A 15,772-nucleotide genomic window follows, 5' to 3' on the forward strand; every position below is an offset into this window, starting at 1 on the left:
ACCCTGCCGACGCGAACTTACCGATGCCGGGGGCCGGATGGCGCCACAGCGGCCGGATCGGGAGTGTGAGGTAGGAGACCGGTGCGGAGCTTGCCGGCGATGGCCGCGACGTGGGAGCCGTTCCGCTTCGCCGAGCAGGAGTTCCTCGCCACCGCGAGACCACGGTGGTGCGGGCCCCGGTCCGTGCCCCCTGCCGCGCCTGGGCGACGGGCCGCGAGCTGACGTTCGCGCCGCTGGCCTCTCCCTTCGCCCGTCGGCCTCGTCCGTGTCCCGCCGCCCGGCTACGGAACGGAGGCGCCCACCACCTCCTGGCCGGGTTCGCGCCGGGTCGCGTCCAGGCGGTCGAGGAACACCGCGGTGATGGACGCGAGGGGTTCGGCGTTCGTGTGCCGTACCTCGAAGGTGCAGCCCTCGGCGTCGCCCGCCGCGGCCGAGGTGCGCTGGGCCGCGGTGTGCGGCACGCCGGTGTACCCGGCCAGGGCCGCGGCGATCACGTCACCGGAGTACAGGCACAGTTCGGGCGCTTCGGCGGCGGCGCGCCCGTCCCCGACCACCCGCTGCGTCGCGCAGAAACAGCTCCCGGGGTCCGTGCGCACCAGCGCGGTGCCCCCGGCCGTGACGCGGGCGTCGCGCACGAGGGCGGGCACGTCCATGCGCCGCCCCGTCGCGAGCAGGGCCCGGCTGTGGGCGGCCAGCCGGTCCGCCGCCTCGGCGAGCGGCACGTCGCCGCCCCGCTCCCGGCGCAGGCTGCCTTCCTCGAAGTAGCGCGGCCACAGCGCCATGGCCTGGGTGACCGACCACGCCCAGTACATCTCCTCGGGCGCCACCTCCCCGTTCCCGAAGGCGAAGTTGAACTGGTCGAAGAGGGCGGGCTCGGTGAGGCTGTCGATGAGGCCGGACGTCAGGCAGGTCCGGTAGTCCGCGGAACCGGGGATCGGGTAGAAGGGGTTGGTGTAGAACCGCACGCCGGCCAGTGCGCAGTTCACGGAGTCCTGGGCCATGTCGGCGAGCGTCTGGCCCGGCAGGCCGACGATCAGCGAGCCGTTGACGTCGAGGCCGTGCCGCCGGAAGAGCGACGCCCCGGCGGCCACCTTGGGGAGCGAGGTGAATCCCTTGCGCATGCGACGGAGCCGGACGGCGTCGGTCGTCTCCAGGCCGAAGAAAAGGCTCTCGAATCCGGCGCCGACCATGTCCGCCACGAGTTCGTCGGAGAGCTTCAGCACGGTGATTCCATTGGGCAGCCGCAGTTTCACCTCCAGCTGCCGCTCCCGGATGATCCGGCATATCGAACGGACCCGGTCCATATCGAAGGTGAAGTTGTCGTCCTCGATAAGGAACCGGTGCACTCCATAGCGATTGACATAGTGCTCGATTTCGTCGACGACGTTTTCGGGGGACCGCGCCCGGAACTCCTTGCCCACGGTCGCGTGCACGGTGCAGAACGTACAGCTGAAGGGGCAGCCGCGGCTGGTGATGAGCGTGGTCGTCCCGTCGTAGCGGGAGAAGTCGAGCTGATCGGCGGCGGGCGGCGGAAGGGCGTCGAGATCGGCGGCGAACGGAGTCCGTGGACGGATGTGCGGAGCGCGGCCCGGCTCCGCGCACCCGCAGAACCCTTCCCCGCACCGGAAGGCGATCCCCGGCAGCCGGTCCAGGCGGCGGGCACCCGCCAGCTCCGCGATGAGCGGGCCGACCGTCGCCTCGGCCTCGCCGAGCACCACGACGTCGATCTCCGGCACCTGCAGGGCGTGCGGGAAGCTCACCGTGCCGTGCTGGCCGCCCAGCAGGACGACCGCCTGCGGGTGGATGCGCTTGGCCAGCCGCGCCAGGTCGTAGGCGGCCTCGTAGAAGGGCGTGAACATGCAGGAGATGCCGATGACGTCCGGCCGGCAGCTGCGCAGCGCCTCCTCCGTCCGCTCCCGGCGGGCGCCCCAGTGCAGGATGTGGCGCCAGCGCGGATGGTTCCGGAGCTTCTCCCGCTCCTTCGCGGTGAGTTCGTCCTCGGGCACGACGTGGTTGTCCTCGACGAAGGAGAGGGCGTCGAAGATAGTCGTCCGGTGTCCGGCCTCCCGCAGCGCGGACGACAGATAGGCGAGCCCGATCGGCACGTGCCGGCCGACCTCCACCATGCACGCCCGTATCGGCGGCTTCATCAGCAGAATGCGCATGGCTCCTCCTCGAGGGGATCGCACAGCACCCCTGAACGCATGCGCACGCTTCCCGAAGGGTGCCTGAAACTCGCGGGTCGATCCGCCCCATTCTGTGCCATAATTCCGGCTCGGAACAGGCGGTTTTACGCCCCATGGAACCGGCGGGGAATTTCGCTCAGGAAAGGGGTGCGGGAATGGGGTGCTGGACGCTGCCCGGACACCGGCCCGGACGCCCCGGCGAATCACCGGAGTTACGCAGGTTACGCAGAGGGCTCTATGCCTTTTCCGCGCTGAACGACTTCGTCCCGCTCGTCCCCGTGGTCGCCCTGCGCTTCTCGGACGCGGGCCTGGGCTCCGTCGAAGTCTCCTCGCTGTTCGGGCTGCTGGCCGTCTCGGCGCTGCTCCTGGAAGTGCCCTCGGGAGCCTGGGCGGACGTCGCCTCGCGCCGCATGCTGCTCGCCCTCGGCGCCGTCCTGCGCGCCGGCTGCTTCGTCCTGTGGGTGCTCGCACCGTCCTACCCCGCCTTCGTCGCCGGGGTGCTGCTCTGGGGCGCCTGCCATGCACTCACTTCGGGAACACTGGAAGCCCTGGTCTACGACGAACTCTCCGCCAAGGCCTCGGCCGCGAGTTATCCACGGCTGCTGGGACGCTCCCGCGTCGGCGCCCTGGCCTCCAACGTGCTCGCCACGCTCGTGGCCACCCCGCTGCTCGCGGTGGGGCACTACGCCTTGGTGGAAGCCCTCAGCGCGGCGATCTGCGCGGCCACGGCCGGGGCGGCGCTGTATCTGCCGGAGGCGCGCGATGCACGGCGCGGCCGTCCCGCCGCCGAGGGGCGCCCCGGCGCCGATGGCCGGGCAGTCACCGGCGGCCGTTCAGTCGAACCAGTCGAATCAGTCGAACCCGCCGTCGCGCGCTACCTCGCGATGCTCCGCGCAGGGCTGGCCGAGGTCCGCGGCGACCCGGCGGTGCGCCGGGCGGCCGCGGTGGCCGCCGTCCTCCCCGCGGTACTCGTCATCGACGAGTACCTCCCCCTGCTGGTGCGTTCGACGGGCATCTCCACGGCCTTCGTACCGCTGCTGGTGATCCTCGCCGTGGTGGGCAAGGCGCTGGGCGGCTGGCTCGCCGGACCGCTGGCCGGGCTGCGCGCCTCGCGCCTGGCCGCCGCCCTCGCGGCGGCCGCGGTGCTGCTCGCGGCGGGCTCCCTGGGGCGGCACCCGCTGGGCATCCTGCCCGTGGCCCTGTGCCTGGGAACCGTCCAGCTGGCCATCGTGCTGTCGCAGGCCCGCCTCCAGGACGCGGTCCGCTCCGGCGCGCGCGCCACGGTCACGTCGCTGGCGGGGCTGGGCACCGACGCCGTGGCCATCGCCTTCTACGTCGCCTACGGCGTGGGCTCGTTGTGGGGGAACGTCTCCGTGGTCATCGCCGGTTTCGCCGCCGTGCCGCTGCTCCTCGCCCTGGTCGTGCCGCGCTGGCTCCCCGGGCCGGGTACCGCCACGGGCCCGGGCCGGCGGTCTCCCGCCGCGGTGGGAGCGGGGGCGGAGGCAGAGGCGGGGGCGGCGGACCCGGGCTGAGCCGCCCGGGGCTTCCCAATGGTCTATTTAGACCATAGTCTTCGATCATGCCGCGCCGCGTCCTCGACAACCCGATCGTGCTCGCCGTGCTGGGACTCCTGCTGGAGCAGCCCTCGCACCCGTACCAGATGCTCGCCGAGCTGCGCACGCGCAGCGACAACCACGCTGCCGCGGTCAACCGGGGCTCGCTCTACAACGTCGTCGCCGCCCTGACCGAAGCCGGCTGGGCGACGGTGCAGGGGCAGCAACGGTCCGGCAACCGCCCGGAGAAGACCGTCTACGCCCTCACCCGGGCCGGCCACGAGGAACTCGTACGGCGCCTGGACTCCCACATCCGCCGCCCGGAACGGGAGTTCTCCCGGTTCCTGGGCGCGGTCGCCTACCTCGGCGCCCTCGGCCCGGCCGGCGCGGTGGACGCCCTCTCGGAGCGGGCCCGGCGCCTGCGCGAGCGCACGACGGCCGACGAGGAGCGTCTCGCGGAAGCCCGCAAGGCCGGCGTGCCCCGCCTGCACGTCATCGAAGCCGAATACGCGATCGGCCTCGCCCGCTCCGAGACGGCGTGGATCGAGGCCGTCATCGACGACATCCGCACCGGCGCCCTGACATGGCCCGCCCAGAGCGAAGGGAACCCCACCACCGATGCCCACGAAAACGCGTGACGGACTCGTCTTCGGGATCTACCCCGGCGGAGCCGCCGGTGACGACACCGGACACCTGGCCGACGGCCCGCCCGACGACCCGGCCCGCATAGCGACCGCACTCGACCTCCTCCAAGGCCGCCCCGACCGCCCCTTCCTGGTGCGCGCCTACACCGCCTTCGACGACACCACCCGCCCCGGCGGGCCGCACGCGACGGCGGCACCGGCCGCCGCCGAGCAGTACGCGGTACGCGGACGCCGCCTCGACCTGGTGGCGCAGTACCGGTCCGCAGCCGGAAACGTCGACGGCTACTGCGCGTTCCTGCGCGAACTGGTCGGCCAGTACGGCGCGATCACGGACACCCTGCAGGTGACGGAGGAGCCGAACGTCACCACGATCCCCACGCTCGACGGCTTCTACCCCCGGGTGAACGAGGCGATCGCCCGCGGAGTCTCCGCCGCCAAGGCGCGGGCACGGGAACTGGGCCACACCCACCTGCGCGTCGGCTTCAACACCACCCCCCTCTTCGGCCCCGCCGCCTCCTTCGTCACCGACCTGACCGACCACGGGAAGGCGGACTTCGTCGGCGACCTGGACTACGTGGGCCTGGACTTCTTCCCCGACGTCTTCCGGCCCGTCGCCGCCGCCGACCTCGCCGCCGCCACCGAGGGACTGCTGCGCCACCACCGGGACGCCGTCATGGCACCCGCCGGCCTGGCGCACCTGCCCCTGCACATCACCGAGCACGGCTGGCCCACCGGGCCCGACCGCCCCGGGCACCGTCAGGCCGACGTGGTCGAGACCGTCGTACGGACCGTCGCGGCCCACGCGGACGAGCTGCGGATCCGCGGCTACGCCCACTTCGCGCTGCGCGACGCCGACAGCGCCGAACCCGGCCTGTTCCATCAATTCGGCCTCACCGCCGACGACTACACCCCCAAGCCGGCCTTCGAAGCGATGCGGGCGCTCGTCGCCGAGCTGAGCGCACTTGCATAGGCATCGCACCTGGTCACGGGACGTATGACGGTTGTAGCCGCAATCGGATCAGCGTGCCATCGTGGGTCACATGGACGGGAACCGGCACCTTCACGGGCACGGGCACGGGCACCGACCTGGGCACGGGGAAGGCCACGGGGAGGGGCATGGGCATGGGCTCGGCCACTTCCTCACCCCGCACCGCCATGAGCCCGTGGACAAGGTCGACGCGGCGATGGAGGCCTCCCGGGAGGGCATGCGCACGCTGTGGCTGTCGCTCGGGATCCTGGGCGCGACGACGGTCGTCCAAGCGGTGATCACTGCGCTCTCCGGGTCGGTGGCGCTGCTCGGCGACACCCTTCACAACGCGGCCGACGCCCTGACCGCCGTACCGCTGGGCATCGCCTTCGTGCTCGGGCGGCGGGCCGCCAACCGCCGCTACACCTACGGGTACGGCCGCGCCGAGGACCTCGCAGGCGTGGCGGTCCTCGCGACCATGGCGGCCTCGTGCGCCCTCGCGGCGTACGAGGCCGTCGACCGGCTCCTGCACCCCCGCGACGTCACGCACCTGTGGGCCGTGGCTCTGGCCGCGCTGGCCGGCTTCGCCGGCAACGAGTGCGTGGCCCGCTACCGCATCCGCACCGGCCGGCGGATCGGCTCCGCGGCCCTGGTCGCCGACGGCCTGCACGCCCGCACCGACGGCTTCACCTCCCTGGCCGTCCTCCTCGGCGCAGGCGGCGCCGCCCTCGGCTGGCGCCTCGCCGACCCCGTCGTCGGCCTGCTCATCACCACCGCGATCCTCCTCGTCCTCAAGGACGCCGCCCGGGAGGTCGGCCGCCGTCTGATGGACTCCGTCGAGCCGGAACTCGTCGACAGCGCCGAGCGCGCCCTGCGCGGAGTGGACGGCGTGCGCGACCTCGGGCAGGTGCGCATCCGCTGGGTCGGCCACTCCCTGCGCGCCGAGGCCGACATCGTCGTCGACCCGCACCTGACCGTCGTCCAGGCCCACCGTCTGGCCGTCGCGGCCGAGCACGCCCTGATCCATGCCGTTCCCCGGCTGACCGCCGTGACCGTGCACACCGACCACACCCCCGTCGGCAGCGACCCGCACGCGCCGCTCGCCCACCACGGTGTCTGACAGGGACCACGGTGTCTGACAGGGTTTGTCGACAGGAGCGATGACCGACGGCGGCGGCGATCGACGGGCGATCCGTCACCGCCGGCATGGCAAGTGATTGCCGCTCACAAGGTGATCAGCCGGGTGACGTTCTCGTCGAGGATCGCCGTCACCTGGGCGTCCGGCAGGCCCGAGTGCCGGATGTAGCCGGTGGCGGCCAGGAACTGCTCGTCGGCCTGGTAGGGGAAATCGGTGCCCAGGACCAGCCGGTCGGCTCCCAGCGACTCCACGGCCGCCCACAGCGCCGGCACGTGTCCGTGCCCCACCGTGTCGTACCACATGCGGCGCGCCGCGAGGCTCGGCCTCTCCGGGGTGTCCGGTGCCTCCCAGAGGTACTGGTGGTCCGCCCGGGCCAGCACCATGGGAAGCGCTCCGCCCAGGTGCGAGATCACGATTTTCATCCGGGGGTAGCGGCTGGGGACGCCGGCCAGGATCAGGTGCATCGCCGCGACGGTGTCCTCGACGGGGGCGCCGATCGTCCACGTCAGACGGTGGCCTGCGATCAGCGGCGACTCGGCTCCTGTCCCCGCGGGGTGTACGTACAGGACGCTGCCGCGCCGGTCCAGTTCCGCGAAGACCGGCTCGAACGCCGGGTCCGCCACCGAGCGGCCCAGGACCGACGTCGTCGTGCACGCCCCCGCCATGTCCAGCTCGTCGAGCGCTCGCGCCAGCTCCTCCAGCGCGGCGTCCGTGTGCGGGAACGGCAGCGCGGCGAACGCTCGGAACCGGTCCGGCCAGCGCCGCACCACGTCCGCGTAGAGGTCGTTGGCCGTACGGGCGGCGCGTACCGCGTGCTCACGGTCGGTGAAGTGCGGTGACTGAGGCGTGACGGACAGCGCCTGGAGCGTGATGCCCGCCGCGTCCATCAGCTCGAAGCGCGCCTCCATGTCCGCGTCCGAGACGCCCGCACCGAGGCCCCGCTGCGTTGCGGTGTCGGTCTTGCCGTACCCCTGGAGCAGATCGAGGTAGGCATCCGTCCACGCGTGCGCGTGGATGTCGATCGCCATGGCGGCCCTCTCATGAAACTCAAGAAGCCCCTGGCCCCACCCGACCACCGTAGGCGCATTTCGCGTGAACGGCGATCGGTGGCGATCGGTCTCGATCGGGGGGAGAGAGCCGCGAGCCGGTGGCCGGGGTCGGCCACCGGCTCCGTCGTTCCGGGCGGTCGGCGTGCGGGGTTGGTTCTACTGGGCCTTGAAGGAACGGATCTGGTAGCTGCCCTGCAGGTTGCCGCCGGAGCCGGCATTCGTGGATCCGACGTGCTTGTTGTGGTTGGTGCCGGTGTAGTACTGCACCCGGTGCCCCGTTCCGTTCCATACGGAGCGCACGTTCTGGCCCCGCTGGATGAAGGAACAGTCGTCGGCGGTGTTCGCCTTGCTGCCCTGCGACCACTCGCAGCGGGTGCCCCCGCCGTTCCAGTCGCTGTAGATGCAGAAGTGTCCGGGGGTGCAGTTGAAGGCTGCGGCCAGCGGGGCGGGTGCAGCGGGGGCGGTGGCGGATGCGGTGGGTACGGCGCCGAAGGCGGCCACCAGGGCGGCCGCTGCGACGGCGAACGAGTGGATGCGACGCATGGCAGGAGCTCCTCTTCGTCGTCGGCTGTCCGGAACACCGAGCCGTACCGGACAGCCCCGAAAGAACGGGGATGAGTGAGTGGCCGGGCCACCGGTCAGTCCAACGAGGCATCCGTGGACGGGAAACGGGTCGGCCGGACGGCCGGCTTCCGGACCTGCCCCGGCATGCCGCCGTCGCGGGGCCGCAGCTTCCCCCGCAGGGCGAGCACGGCGCAGACGACGGCCATCGGCGCGGTCATCAGGAGGGTGACCGGTGTGACCTCCAGGCCCGCGCCCTCGGACAGGAGGATGCCCGAGACGAGGGAGAGGACCATGTTGTTCCCCGCGTGGGCGAGGCTGACGACCCAGACGCTCTCGCTGCGCACGTACAGCCAGACCAGGAGCGCCTCCTGGAACTGGAAGGAAACCGTCCAGGCCAGCAGGCCGACGAGGACGCCGGGGAATTCGATGTAGCCGGCGAACGCCAGCGGGTAGTGCCAGGACGCCCAGATGAGACCCGTGAGGACGGTCGCTTTCGCGGACCGGCCGGGGGAGAGGCGGGGGCGCAGATAACTGGTCCAGCCGAATTCCTCGCCGCCGTAGATCGGCGTCAGCAGCGGCAGGACGAGCATGAGCACCACGACGAATGCCCACGCGGGCATGCCGCCCGCGAAGTCCCGGAGCGGGGTGAAGTCCGGGGTCCACAGCCCCAGTGCCGCCGCCAGCCCCATGGTGGCGGCCGTCAGCACCAAGGGGCCGAGCCAGGCCACGAGGTAATAGGGCCAGGCGCTCCGCAGCCGCAGGCGCAGGCCGGAATCGGCGAAGCCTTCCTTGGTGACCCAGCGGCGCACCACGGTCGCCGCTATGGCCGGCATGAAGCCGAAAGGCAGCTGCACCAGCGGATTCTCCAGCGACAGGCCGCATGCGAAACGAACCGTGAAGACGTAGGCCCAGCTGGCCCCGAAGCAGATGACGAGGAACGCCGCCACCCCTTTCCTTCTCGTCCTGCCGTATTCCGGCAGCAACGCTTTCGATGCCATGAATGCACCCCCGCTTTCCCGATGTTGCGATGTCGTCCGCAGTGCCCGGCAACCTTCGCCGGACAGGGGCGGCCGGCACATCCCGGTAGCGGGGGAATCCGCATCTGGCTCCTGCGGGGGAGGTTTCCGGCGGGACGCCGGTGCGATACTCCGCGGCGTGCGCACGCTCATACCTCCGCGTTTCGCCGCGGATTCCCGAAAAGGCCGGCTCTCCAGCCGCCTCTCCAGCGGTCTCACCGGCTGCCTCACCGACTGGCTCCACGCGTTTCTCGGCGCCGCAGTCGTCGGCCTGCCGCCGCTCACGGTGGCGGCACCGGTGGTCGCGGCGACGCCGGCCGCCTGGCCGGGACCCGTACGCGCGGTTCTCCTCCTGGTGCTCTGGGCGGCGCTGTGCGCAGCCGCGGGCCGCTCGCGCCTCGCCCGGTCCGCGTCCGTCCGGCTCGCCAACCGCCTGCTGGGTACGGCTCTTCCGGCACCAGGCTCCGAAAGCTCCGGTCGGCCGCACCGCCTGCGTACGGGAGCGTGGCTCGTCCTGCACGCGCTGCTGGGCGGGGCGTCCGTCGCCGCCTCCGGCCTGCTCCTGATGGCGGCCGTCGCCCTGCCCGCCGTCTGGCTCGGGGGCGGGGACCGGATCATCTTGCTCCAGCCCGTGGACGTGGCCGGGGGCCGGGCAGGGGCGTGGACGCTGCCGGGCGCCGCCCTGCTCCTGGCCCTCGCCTGCTGCGTGGCCAAGGGCACGAGCGCCCTCTTCAAGCGCCTGGCCCCACCCCTGCTCGGTCCGCTTCCCGCCGAACGGCTCGCCGCGCTCGAAGGGCAGGTGCGCGTCCTGGCACAGCGGAACAGGCTCGCCCAGGAGTTGCACGACTCCATCGGTCACACCCTGACCGCCTCCACCATCCAGGCCGCGGTGGCAAAGGAGCTCGTGGACACCGACCCGGCCGCCGCCCGCCGCGCCCTCACCGGCCTGGAGGAGGCTTCCCGCGCGGCCATGGACGACCTCGACCACGTCCTCGGCATCCTGCGCGAGGGCCGGGCCCCGACGTCGCCGCCGTTCTCCCTGACCGACCTGCACGCGCTGGTGGACCGGGTGCGCCGGACCGGGACGGACGTCGACACCGACATCACCGGCGACCTGGCGGGCGTACCGGCGACCGTGTCCCGGGAGGCGTACCGGATCGTCCAGGAAGGCCTCACCAACGCGCTGCGCCACGGCGGGCGGTCGGCGCCGATCGGCCTGCGGGTGGCGGCCACGGGAGCGTGGCTGGAGATGGAGGTGGCCAACCGGATCAACCGGGCCGCCCGTCCGATGACCCACCCGCTCGCCGACCGCGCCCGCCGCCGCAGGAAGGGACAGGGCGTCACCGGCATCACCGACCGCGTGCACCTGCTCCGCGGGGAGGTCTCCGTAGGCCCCGACGCCTCCGGGACCGGCTGGCTGCTCGCAGTCCGCATCCCACTACGGTCGACGCCATGACTACGCCTCCGCCTGCAACTAAGGCCGCGACCACCGCCACCACCGCCGTCACCGTCCTCGTCGCCGACGACGAGGAACTCACCCGCACCGGCCTGCGTGCCCTGCTGTCCGCCCGGCCGGGCCTCGACGTGATCGGCGAGGCCGCCGACGGCACCCGGGCCGTGTCCCTCGCCACCGAACTCCGGCCCGACGTCGTGCTGATGGACGTACGCATGCCCGGCATCGACGGAATCGAGGCGACCCGCCGGCTGCAGGCCGCCCTCCCCGAGCCGCCCAAGGTCGTGGTGATCACCACCTTCGAGAACGACGAGTACGTCTACGACGCCCTGCGCGCCGGTGCGAGCGGCTTCGTCCTCAAGCGGGCGCCCTCGGAGCAGATCGCCCACGCCATACGCCTGGTCGCCACGACGGACTCCGTCCTCTTCCCGGACGCCGTCCGCAGACTCGTCGCGGCGCGGCCCGCGCCACCGGTCCGCCCCGCGCGCGGCGTCCCCGCGCTCACGGGCCGCGAGGTCGAGATTCTCCGCCTCATGGCGACCGGCCTGTCCAACCCGGACATCGCCGGCCGCCTCGTCGTCAGCCTGGAGACCGTCAAGACCCACGTGAGCAACCTGCTGGCCAAGCTGGGCGCACGCAACCGCACGCAGGCCGTGATCCTCGCCTACGAGTACGGGTTCGTGGTCCCCGGTGCGGGAATCCCCCTGGGCGTCACGGCCTGCTAGGGCTTGTCCGGCTCACACCAGCTCGGGCTGCGCTTGCGGTTCCGGTTCCGATTGCCGCGTCGGTGCGCCCTTCGGCTCCCGTTCCCACCGCCCGGTGGTCCGCACGTAGCCGTGGATCACCGAGGCCATCGCCAGAATGAGGAGCGGTCCGAACACCCACGGATGCCCGGCCATCTCCATCGGCAGACAGCGATAGGTCGCCAGGAGCGCGGCGAAGACCGTTGCGCCGTAGGCGACCAGCTGGATTCCCGACCGGTCCCAGCCGCGTTCCTGCGCGCGCAGCGCCGCCTCGATCGTGAGCGCGAACACCACGCCGGCAACGAGATCCACGCCGTAGTGGTAGCCGAATCCCAGCGTCGCGCTGAGCGTGGCGATCAGCCAGAACGCGCCTGCGCATCGCAGGATCAGCGGGCCCTTGCGGGAATGAATGAAGATCGCGGTAGCCCACGCCGTGTGGAGGCTGGGCATGCAGTTGCGAGGGGTGATCGCGTCGTACGGCACGGGGTGCGGCGTACTGATCGACACCGGCGTGTGCGGCCACAGGTCGGCCACCGCCCACTCCACGCCGCCGGTGCCGGAGGTGCCCGGGCCGTAGGCGAAGATCGGTCCGACCACCGGGAAGATCATGTAGATGGCGGGCCCGAGGAGGCCGATCACCAGAAAGGTGCGCACGAGGTGGTGGCGCGGGAAGCGGCGCTCGGCCGCCACGTTGCGCAGCTGGTACAGCGCGACGACGATCGCCGCCACCGCGAGCTGCGCGTAGACCAGGTCGAGGAGATGGGTGGGGATCGGGCCGATGGCCTCGAGGATCCGGCCCGCCACCCACGACGGGTTGCCCAGTGCGTGATCGGCGGTCGCCAGGTACGGGTCGAGCACTTCCTGGCGGGTCTTCGCGGTGATGAGCAGCCAGGTGTCGCCGGTCTTACGGCCGGCCACCAGCAGCAGGCCCAGGCCGACGGCCTGCAGCAGCAGGACGCGCTCCCGGCCGGTGCGGCGGGTGACGGCGATGACCGCACAGCCCAGCATCACCCACAATGCGCCGTTGCCGAAGAAGTGGCCCTCGGGCGTCTCGGCGTCGGCCGCCCACCGCGCCAGCACGAAGAGGATGTCGATGCCGATCGCGGCGCCGGCCGCGATGAACCGTTCCCGCCAGGTGAGCGCCACCATCATCAACGCCAGACCGCCGTACAGCGGCCCCGGTTTGGGGGCGAATATCACCTCTCTCGCCTGGGCGGTCAGCGGCCCCGGCCGGCCGGTGTAGTGACGCGCGGCGATCTCCAGCGTGATGAGGAATCCAAGGGTCACCACACCCGCCGTGGCCCACAGGATCGCCCGTGGCTGACGCCACGCGGCGAACGGAATTCTGCAGCTTATTCGCGAAAACACCCCGCGATACTATAGGTGTCGATCGTTTGAGTGATTTGGCGGGTTTTGCTAAAGAGGTCGCGTCACTCTTCGTGCCGGGTGGTGAAACTCGATTGCCGCTCCGAATCCGCCGTGGGTAGCGTCACCGCCCGTGACACGCATGCCGACGCCGCCACCGGCCACGACACCGACTCTGCGCACCGAGCGCCTCCTCCTGACCCCCTATACGCCCGAGGACGAAGAGGTTTTCCTCGCCCTCTTCCAGGACACGCGGGTGTCGCGCTGGATGGGTGACGGCCCCTCCAGCGAGGAGGACGACCGCGCCCTCTTCGGGCGGATTTTCACCAAGGTCTACGCCCGGAGCCTGTTCGACGTCTGGGCCGTGCGCCGTCCGGACGGCCGCTTGATCGGGCACGCGGAGATCAAGCCGACCGAAGCGGTCCGGGGCCACGAGATCATTTACGCCCTCGCGCCCGAGGCCTGGGGTTCCGGCCTCGGGACCGAGCTGGCGGAGGCGATCGTCGCCTACGGCTTCGGCATGCTCGGGCTGACCGAGGTCCATGCCACGGTCGCCGAACCGAACAGGGCCTCGCTGGCCGTACTGGAGCGGCTCGGCTTCGAACACGTCCGGGACATCGCGGAGGACGACGGCAGCACCACGTGCGTGCTGACGCGGTGCTCCAGCGGGGCGACGATGCGCGCCGGACGGTGATCGTCGGCCGACCCTGACCAGCGCGTTGCCGACCCGGGTCCCCTGCACGGTGGTGTCCAAGGCCGGGGGCGGGGCGGGCCCGCCGGGCTCGGCCGTTGCCCGTTACTCGACGACGAGCTCGACGGGGATGTTGCCGCGGGTGGCCTTGGAGTACGGGCAGACCTGGTGGGCCTGCTCGACCAGGCGGGTGCCCGTCTCGCCGGCGAGGCTGTCCGGGAGCTCGACGCGGAGGACGACGGAGAGGCCGAAGCCGGAGTCGTCCTTGCCGATGGAGACCTCGGCGGCGACCGAGACGTCCTTCGTGTCGACCTTCGCCTCGCGGCCGACCAGGCCGAGGGCGCTGGAGAAGCAGGCCGCGTAGCCGGCGGCGAAGAGCTGCTCGGGGTTGGTGCCGTTGCCGTTGCCGCCGAGCGGGGCCGGCATGGCCAGCGCGAGGTCGAGCTGCCCGTCCGAGCTCACGGCACGGCCTTCGCGGCCGTTGGCGGTGGCGACGGCGGTGTACAGCGCATTCATGAAAGGTCCCCTCGATCGGTTCGGACGGCGGGGCGGTGCCGGGTTCCGGCTGCCGCACACGAGTAATGGTTGCACACGATTAAGTTGTGCGCAATTTAATGAGGGTGCGGGATACCCTGAGGTCATGACCACTCCGCCGCCCTTCCCCCTCCCGGACGACGCGGAGCTGCTCCGCCTCGATCACCAGATCTGCTTCTCGCTGAACGCCGCGGCGCGCGCCTTCGGCGGCGTCTACCGCGACGCCCTCAAGGACCTCGGCCTGACCTATCCGCAGTACCTGGCCATGCTCGTCCTCTGGGAGGAGCCCGACGCCCAGCCGGTCAAGGCCATCGGCGAGCGGCTGCGGCTCGACTCCGGCACGCTCTCCCCGCTGCTCAAGCGGCTGGAGGCGGCCGGCCTGGTGGCGCGCGAGCGCAGCGCGGAGGACGAGCGCTCGGTCGTGGTCCGGCTCACGGAGGCGGGCGAAGCGCTACGCGAGCGCGCGCTGCCCGTGCCCCGCCGGATCGTCACCGCGACGGGGCTGTCGCTGGAGGAGGCCCTCACCCTGCGGGCGCTGCTGGAACGGCTCACGGGGAACCTCGACGCGGCGCAGGGCGGGGGCCGGTAGCGCGGGGCCGGCGACGAGTGGGCCGGCTCAGCTCGTGTAGAAGCGCTTCACCGCCTTCAGGAACTCCTTGGGGCTGAGCCGCCCGCTGCCGTCGGCGTCGAGCTCTGCGAAGTACCCGCGGGCCTCCGCTTCCGACATGCACAGGAAGTCCGCGGCCCGGAGGAACTCGTCCTCGTCCAGCGAGCCGTCGTCGTCGCGATCGAGCAGGTCGAAGAGCGTCCGGCACACGTCCCCCTTGCCGGGGCGGTCCGCGGAGCGGAAGCCGGGGGAGGTGCGCGCGGCGATGTACTCGTCGGCCGTCAGGACGCCGTCACCGTCGGCGTCACCGAGGGACAGCAGGAACTTCCACTGGGTCTCGTTGGCGTCCAGGAGAGCCCGCCCCTTTGCTGACTCCTCCGGGATGCCGAGCTCGGCGAGCAGCCTGTGAGGCGCCCGCAGGAAGTCGCTCCGGTCGACGGCTCCGTCGCCGTCCGCGTCCATGCGCTGGAACTCCTGGGCGGGGGCGAGCTGGGCGTTCTTGATGATGTCGGTCATGCTCCGAGAGCGTGCCAGTGCGGCCTGCACGGACCGGCGAGCCTGAGGCGGCGTTCCCTCTCACGGGTGAAAGCGTCCGCCGACTGCGGCCGTCCGCCTTCCCATCAGCGCGGCATGAATCCAGGGGGTGACCGCTCCTCACATCACAGGCATCCGTCAGGAGGCCGTAGCTCCAGGCAGGATGAGGGCATGGGCCGCGCTGGGAGGTCTGCTGTTCAACGCATGGGACTGATGGGCGGCGGCGACGCGCCGTCTGCCCCCGGTGCGCCGGGCGGCAAAGGCTCGACGCCCTTCACGCGGTGAATGCGGGACGGCTCGATCAGGACGACGACGCGCTGTTCGCCCGGGACGCCCCACTCGAATCGCTCGGTGCCCGCATAACGACGCGCCAGCCGGTCCATGTTCCGGTCCGCTTCCGGGCCCTCCACGAAGCGGACGGCGCGGCCGCGGATCTGTACGCGGTCGTAGGGGTCCGCCGGGTCCGCGTGGGAGAGGCACACGCGCGGCTCGCGGCGGAGGTTGCGTTCCTTGATGCGCCCGATGGACGTGTTGAACAGCAGCAAGTCCCCTTCGAGCCCCAGCCACATGGGGCTCACGTGCGGCGAGCCGTCGGGGTTGACCGTGGCGACGTACCAGATGTGCGGCGCTTCGATCCTCGTGCGGATGTCGTGCGGTATCGCGACCATGGGGTGGTAGTGCCCCTGCGTGAGGCAGGTGATGCTGCCCCGGCGACGATATCGGGGCGG

16 protein-coding genes are annotated in these 15,772 nt (G+C 71.8%); 8 read left to right on the forward strand and 8 right to left on the reverse strand.

The window, feature by feature from the left end:
• Positions 1-281: 281 nt before the first annotated feature.
• Positions 282-2,165, reverse strand: a complete 1,884-nt coding sequence (locus tag ACFPP6_RS26835) for a B12-binding domain-containing radical SAM protein (RefSeq protein WP_382047376.1) — start codon at positions 2,163-2,165, stop codon at positions 282-284.
• 176 nt (positions 2,166-2,341) lie between these two features.
• Between ACFPP6_RS26835 and ACFPP6_RS26840 the strand changes: the two genes are divergently transcribed.
• The 4 genes from ACFPP6_RS26840 to ACFPP6_RS26855 all read left to right on the forward strand — a co-directional run bounded on the left by ACFPP6_RS26840 (position 2,342) and on the right by ACFPP6_RS26855 (position 6,470).
• The gene (locus tag ACFPP6_RS26840; RefSeq protein ID WP_382047378.1) at positions 2,342-3,718 is read left to right on the forward strand and encodes an MFS transporter; all 1,377 of its coding nucleotides are present in this window, start codon (positions 2,342-2,344) and stop codon (positions 3,716-3,718) included.
• Positions 3,719-3,765: 47 nt separating this feature from the next.
• Positions 3,766-4,377, forward strand: a complete 612-nt coding sequence (locus ACFPP6_RS26845; RefSeq protein ID WP_382047381.1) for a PadR family transcriptional regulator — start codon at positions 3,766-3,768, stop codon at positions 4,375-4,377.
• A complete protein-coding gene (locus tag ACFPP6_RS26850) occupies positions 4,358-5,353 on the forward strand; it encodes a glycoside hydrolase family protein (protein ID WP_382047384.1) in 996 nt (331 codons plus the stop codon). The genes ACFPP6_RS26845 and ACFPP6_RS26850 overlap by 20 nt, the downstream gene beginning before the upstream one ends.
• A 70-nt stretch (positions 5,354-5,423) precedes the next feature.
• Positions 5,424-6,470 (forward strand): cation diffusion facilitator family transporter, encoded by a 1,047-nt coding sequence (locus tag ACFPP6_RS26855; RefSeq protein WP_382047387.1) that lies wholly within the window; start codon positions 5,424-5,426, stop codon positions 6,468-6,470.
• A gap of 104 nt (positions 6,471-6,574) precedes the next feature.
• Here the strand turns inward: ACFPP6_RS26855 and ACFPP6_RS26860 are convergent, their stop codons facing one another.
• The 3 genes from ACFPP6_RS26860 to ACFPP6_RS26870 all read right to left on the reverse strand — a co-directional run bounded on the left by ACFPP6_RS26860 (position 6,575) and on the right by ACFPP6_RS26870 (position 9,048).
• Positions 6,575-7,516 (reverse strand): amidohydrolase family protein, encoded by a 942-nt coding sequence (locus tag ACFPP6_RS26860; RefSeq protein ID WP_382047389.1) that lies wholly within the window; start codon positions 7,514-7,516, stop codon positions 6,575-6,577.
• Between the two features lie 177 nt (positions 7,517-7,693).
• Complete coding sequence (locus tag ACFPP6_RS26865; protein ID WP_382047392.1) at positions 7,694-8,080, reverse strand: peptidase inhibitor family I36 protein; 387 nt, start codon at positions 8,078-8,080, stop codon at positions 7,694-7,696.
• Positions 8,081-8,175: 95 nt separating this feature from the next.
• On the reverse strand, positions 8,176-9,048 hold the full coding sequence (locus tag ACFPP6_RS26870; protein WP_382047395.1) for a CPBP family intramembrane glutamic endopeptidase: 873 nt from the start codon (positions 9,046-9,048) through the stop codon (positions 8,176-8,178).
• A 208-nt stretch (positions 9,049-9,256) separates the two neighbouring features.
• Here ACFPP6_RS26870 and ACFPP6_RS26875 point away from each other — a divergent pair, with 208 nt between their 5' ends.
• Positions 9,257-10,573 carry a sensor histidine kinase gene (locus ACFPP6_RS26875; RefSeq protein ID WP_382047398.1) on the forward strand — a complete coding sequence of 439 codons (1,317 nt, stop codon included), beginning with the start codon at positions 9,257-9,259 and terminating at the stop codon, positions 10,571-10,573.
• On the forward strand, positions 10,570-11,295 hold the full coding sequence (locus ACFPP6_RS26880) for a response regulator (protein ID WP_382047401.1): 726 nt from the start codon (positions 10,570-10,572) through the stop codon (positions 11,293-11,295). Before ACFPP6_RS26875 ends, ACFPP6_RS26880 begins: the two co-directional genes overlap by 4 nt.
• Before the next feature lie 12 nt (positions 11,296-11,307).
• Here ACFPP6_RS26880 and ACFPP6_RS26885 read toward each other — a convergent pair whose 3' ends face one another.
• Positions 11,308-12,624 (reverse strand): phosphatase PAP2 family protein, encoded by a 1,317-nt coding sequence (locus ACFPP6_RS26885; RefSeq protein WP_382047527.1) that lies wholly within the window; start codon positions 12,622-12,624, stop codon positions 11,308-11,310.
• Between the two features lie 196 nt (positions 12,625-12,820).
• On the opposite strand from ACFPP6_RS26885, the gene ACFPP6_RS26890 reads away from it, so the two are divergent.
• Positions 12,821-13,372, forward strand: a complete 552-nt coding sequence (locus ACFPP6_RS26890; RefSeq protein WP_382047530.1) for a GNAT family N-acetyltransferase — start codon at positions 12,821-12,823, stop codon at positions 13,370-13,372.
• A gap of 102 nt (positions 13,373-13,474) precedes the next feature.
• Here the strand turns inward: ACFPP6_RS26890 and ACFPP6_RS26895 are convergent, their stop codons facing one another.
• Positions 13,475-13,885 (reverse strand): organic hydroperoxide resistance protein, encoded by a 411-nt coding sequence (locus ACFPP6_RS26895; protein WP_382047404.1) that lies wholly within the window; start codon positions 13,883-13,885, stop codon positions 13,475-13,477.
• A 124-nt stretch (positions 13,886-14,009) separates the two neighbouring features.
• Between ACFPP6_RS26895 and ACFPP6_RS26900 the strand changes: the two genes are divergently transcribed.
• Complete coding sequence (locus ACFPP6_RS26900) at positions 14,010-14,492, forward strand: MarR family winged helix-turn-helix transcriptional regulator (RefSeq protein ID WP_382047406.1); 483 nt, start codon at positions 14,010-14,012, stop codon at positions 14,490-14,492.
• Positions 14,493-14,519: 27 nt separating this feature from the next.
• On the opposite strand, the gene ACFPP6_RS26905 is transcribed toward ACFPP6_RS26900, so the two are convergent.
• Positions 14,520-15,026 (reverse strand): EF-hand domain-containing protein, encoded by a 507-nt coding sequence (locus tag ACFPP6_RS26905; RefSeq protein ID WP_382047409.1) that lies wholly within the window; start codon positions 15,024-15,026, stop codon positions 14,520-14,522.
• A 215-nt stretch (positions 15,027-15,241) separates the two neighbouring features.
• Positions 15,242-15,712, reverse strand: a complete 471-nt coding sequence (locus tag ACFPP6_RS26910; RefSeq protein WP_382047411.1) for a PPOX class F420-dependent oxidoreductase — start codon at positions 15,710-15,712, stop codon at positions 15,242-15,244.
• Positions 15,713-15,772 lie beyond the last annotated feature (60 nt).

The sequence above is a fragment of the Streptomyces aureoversilis genome (assembly GCF_042657885.1).
Classification (GTDB): domain Bacteria; phylum Actinomycetota; class Actinomycetes; order Streptomycetales; family Streptomycetaceae; genus Streptomyces; species Streptomyces aureoversilis.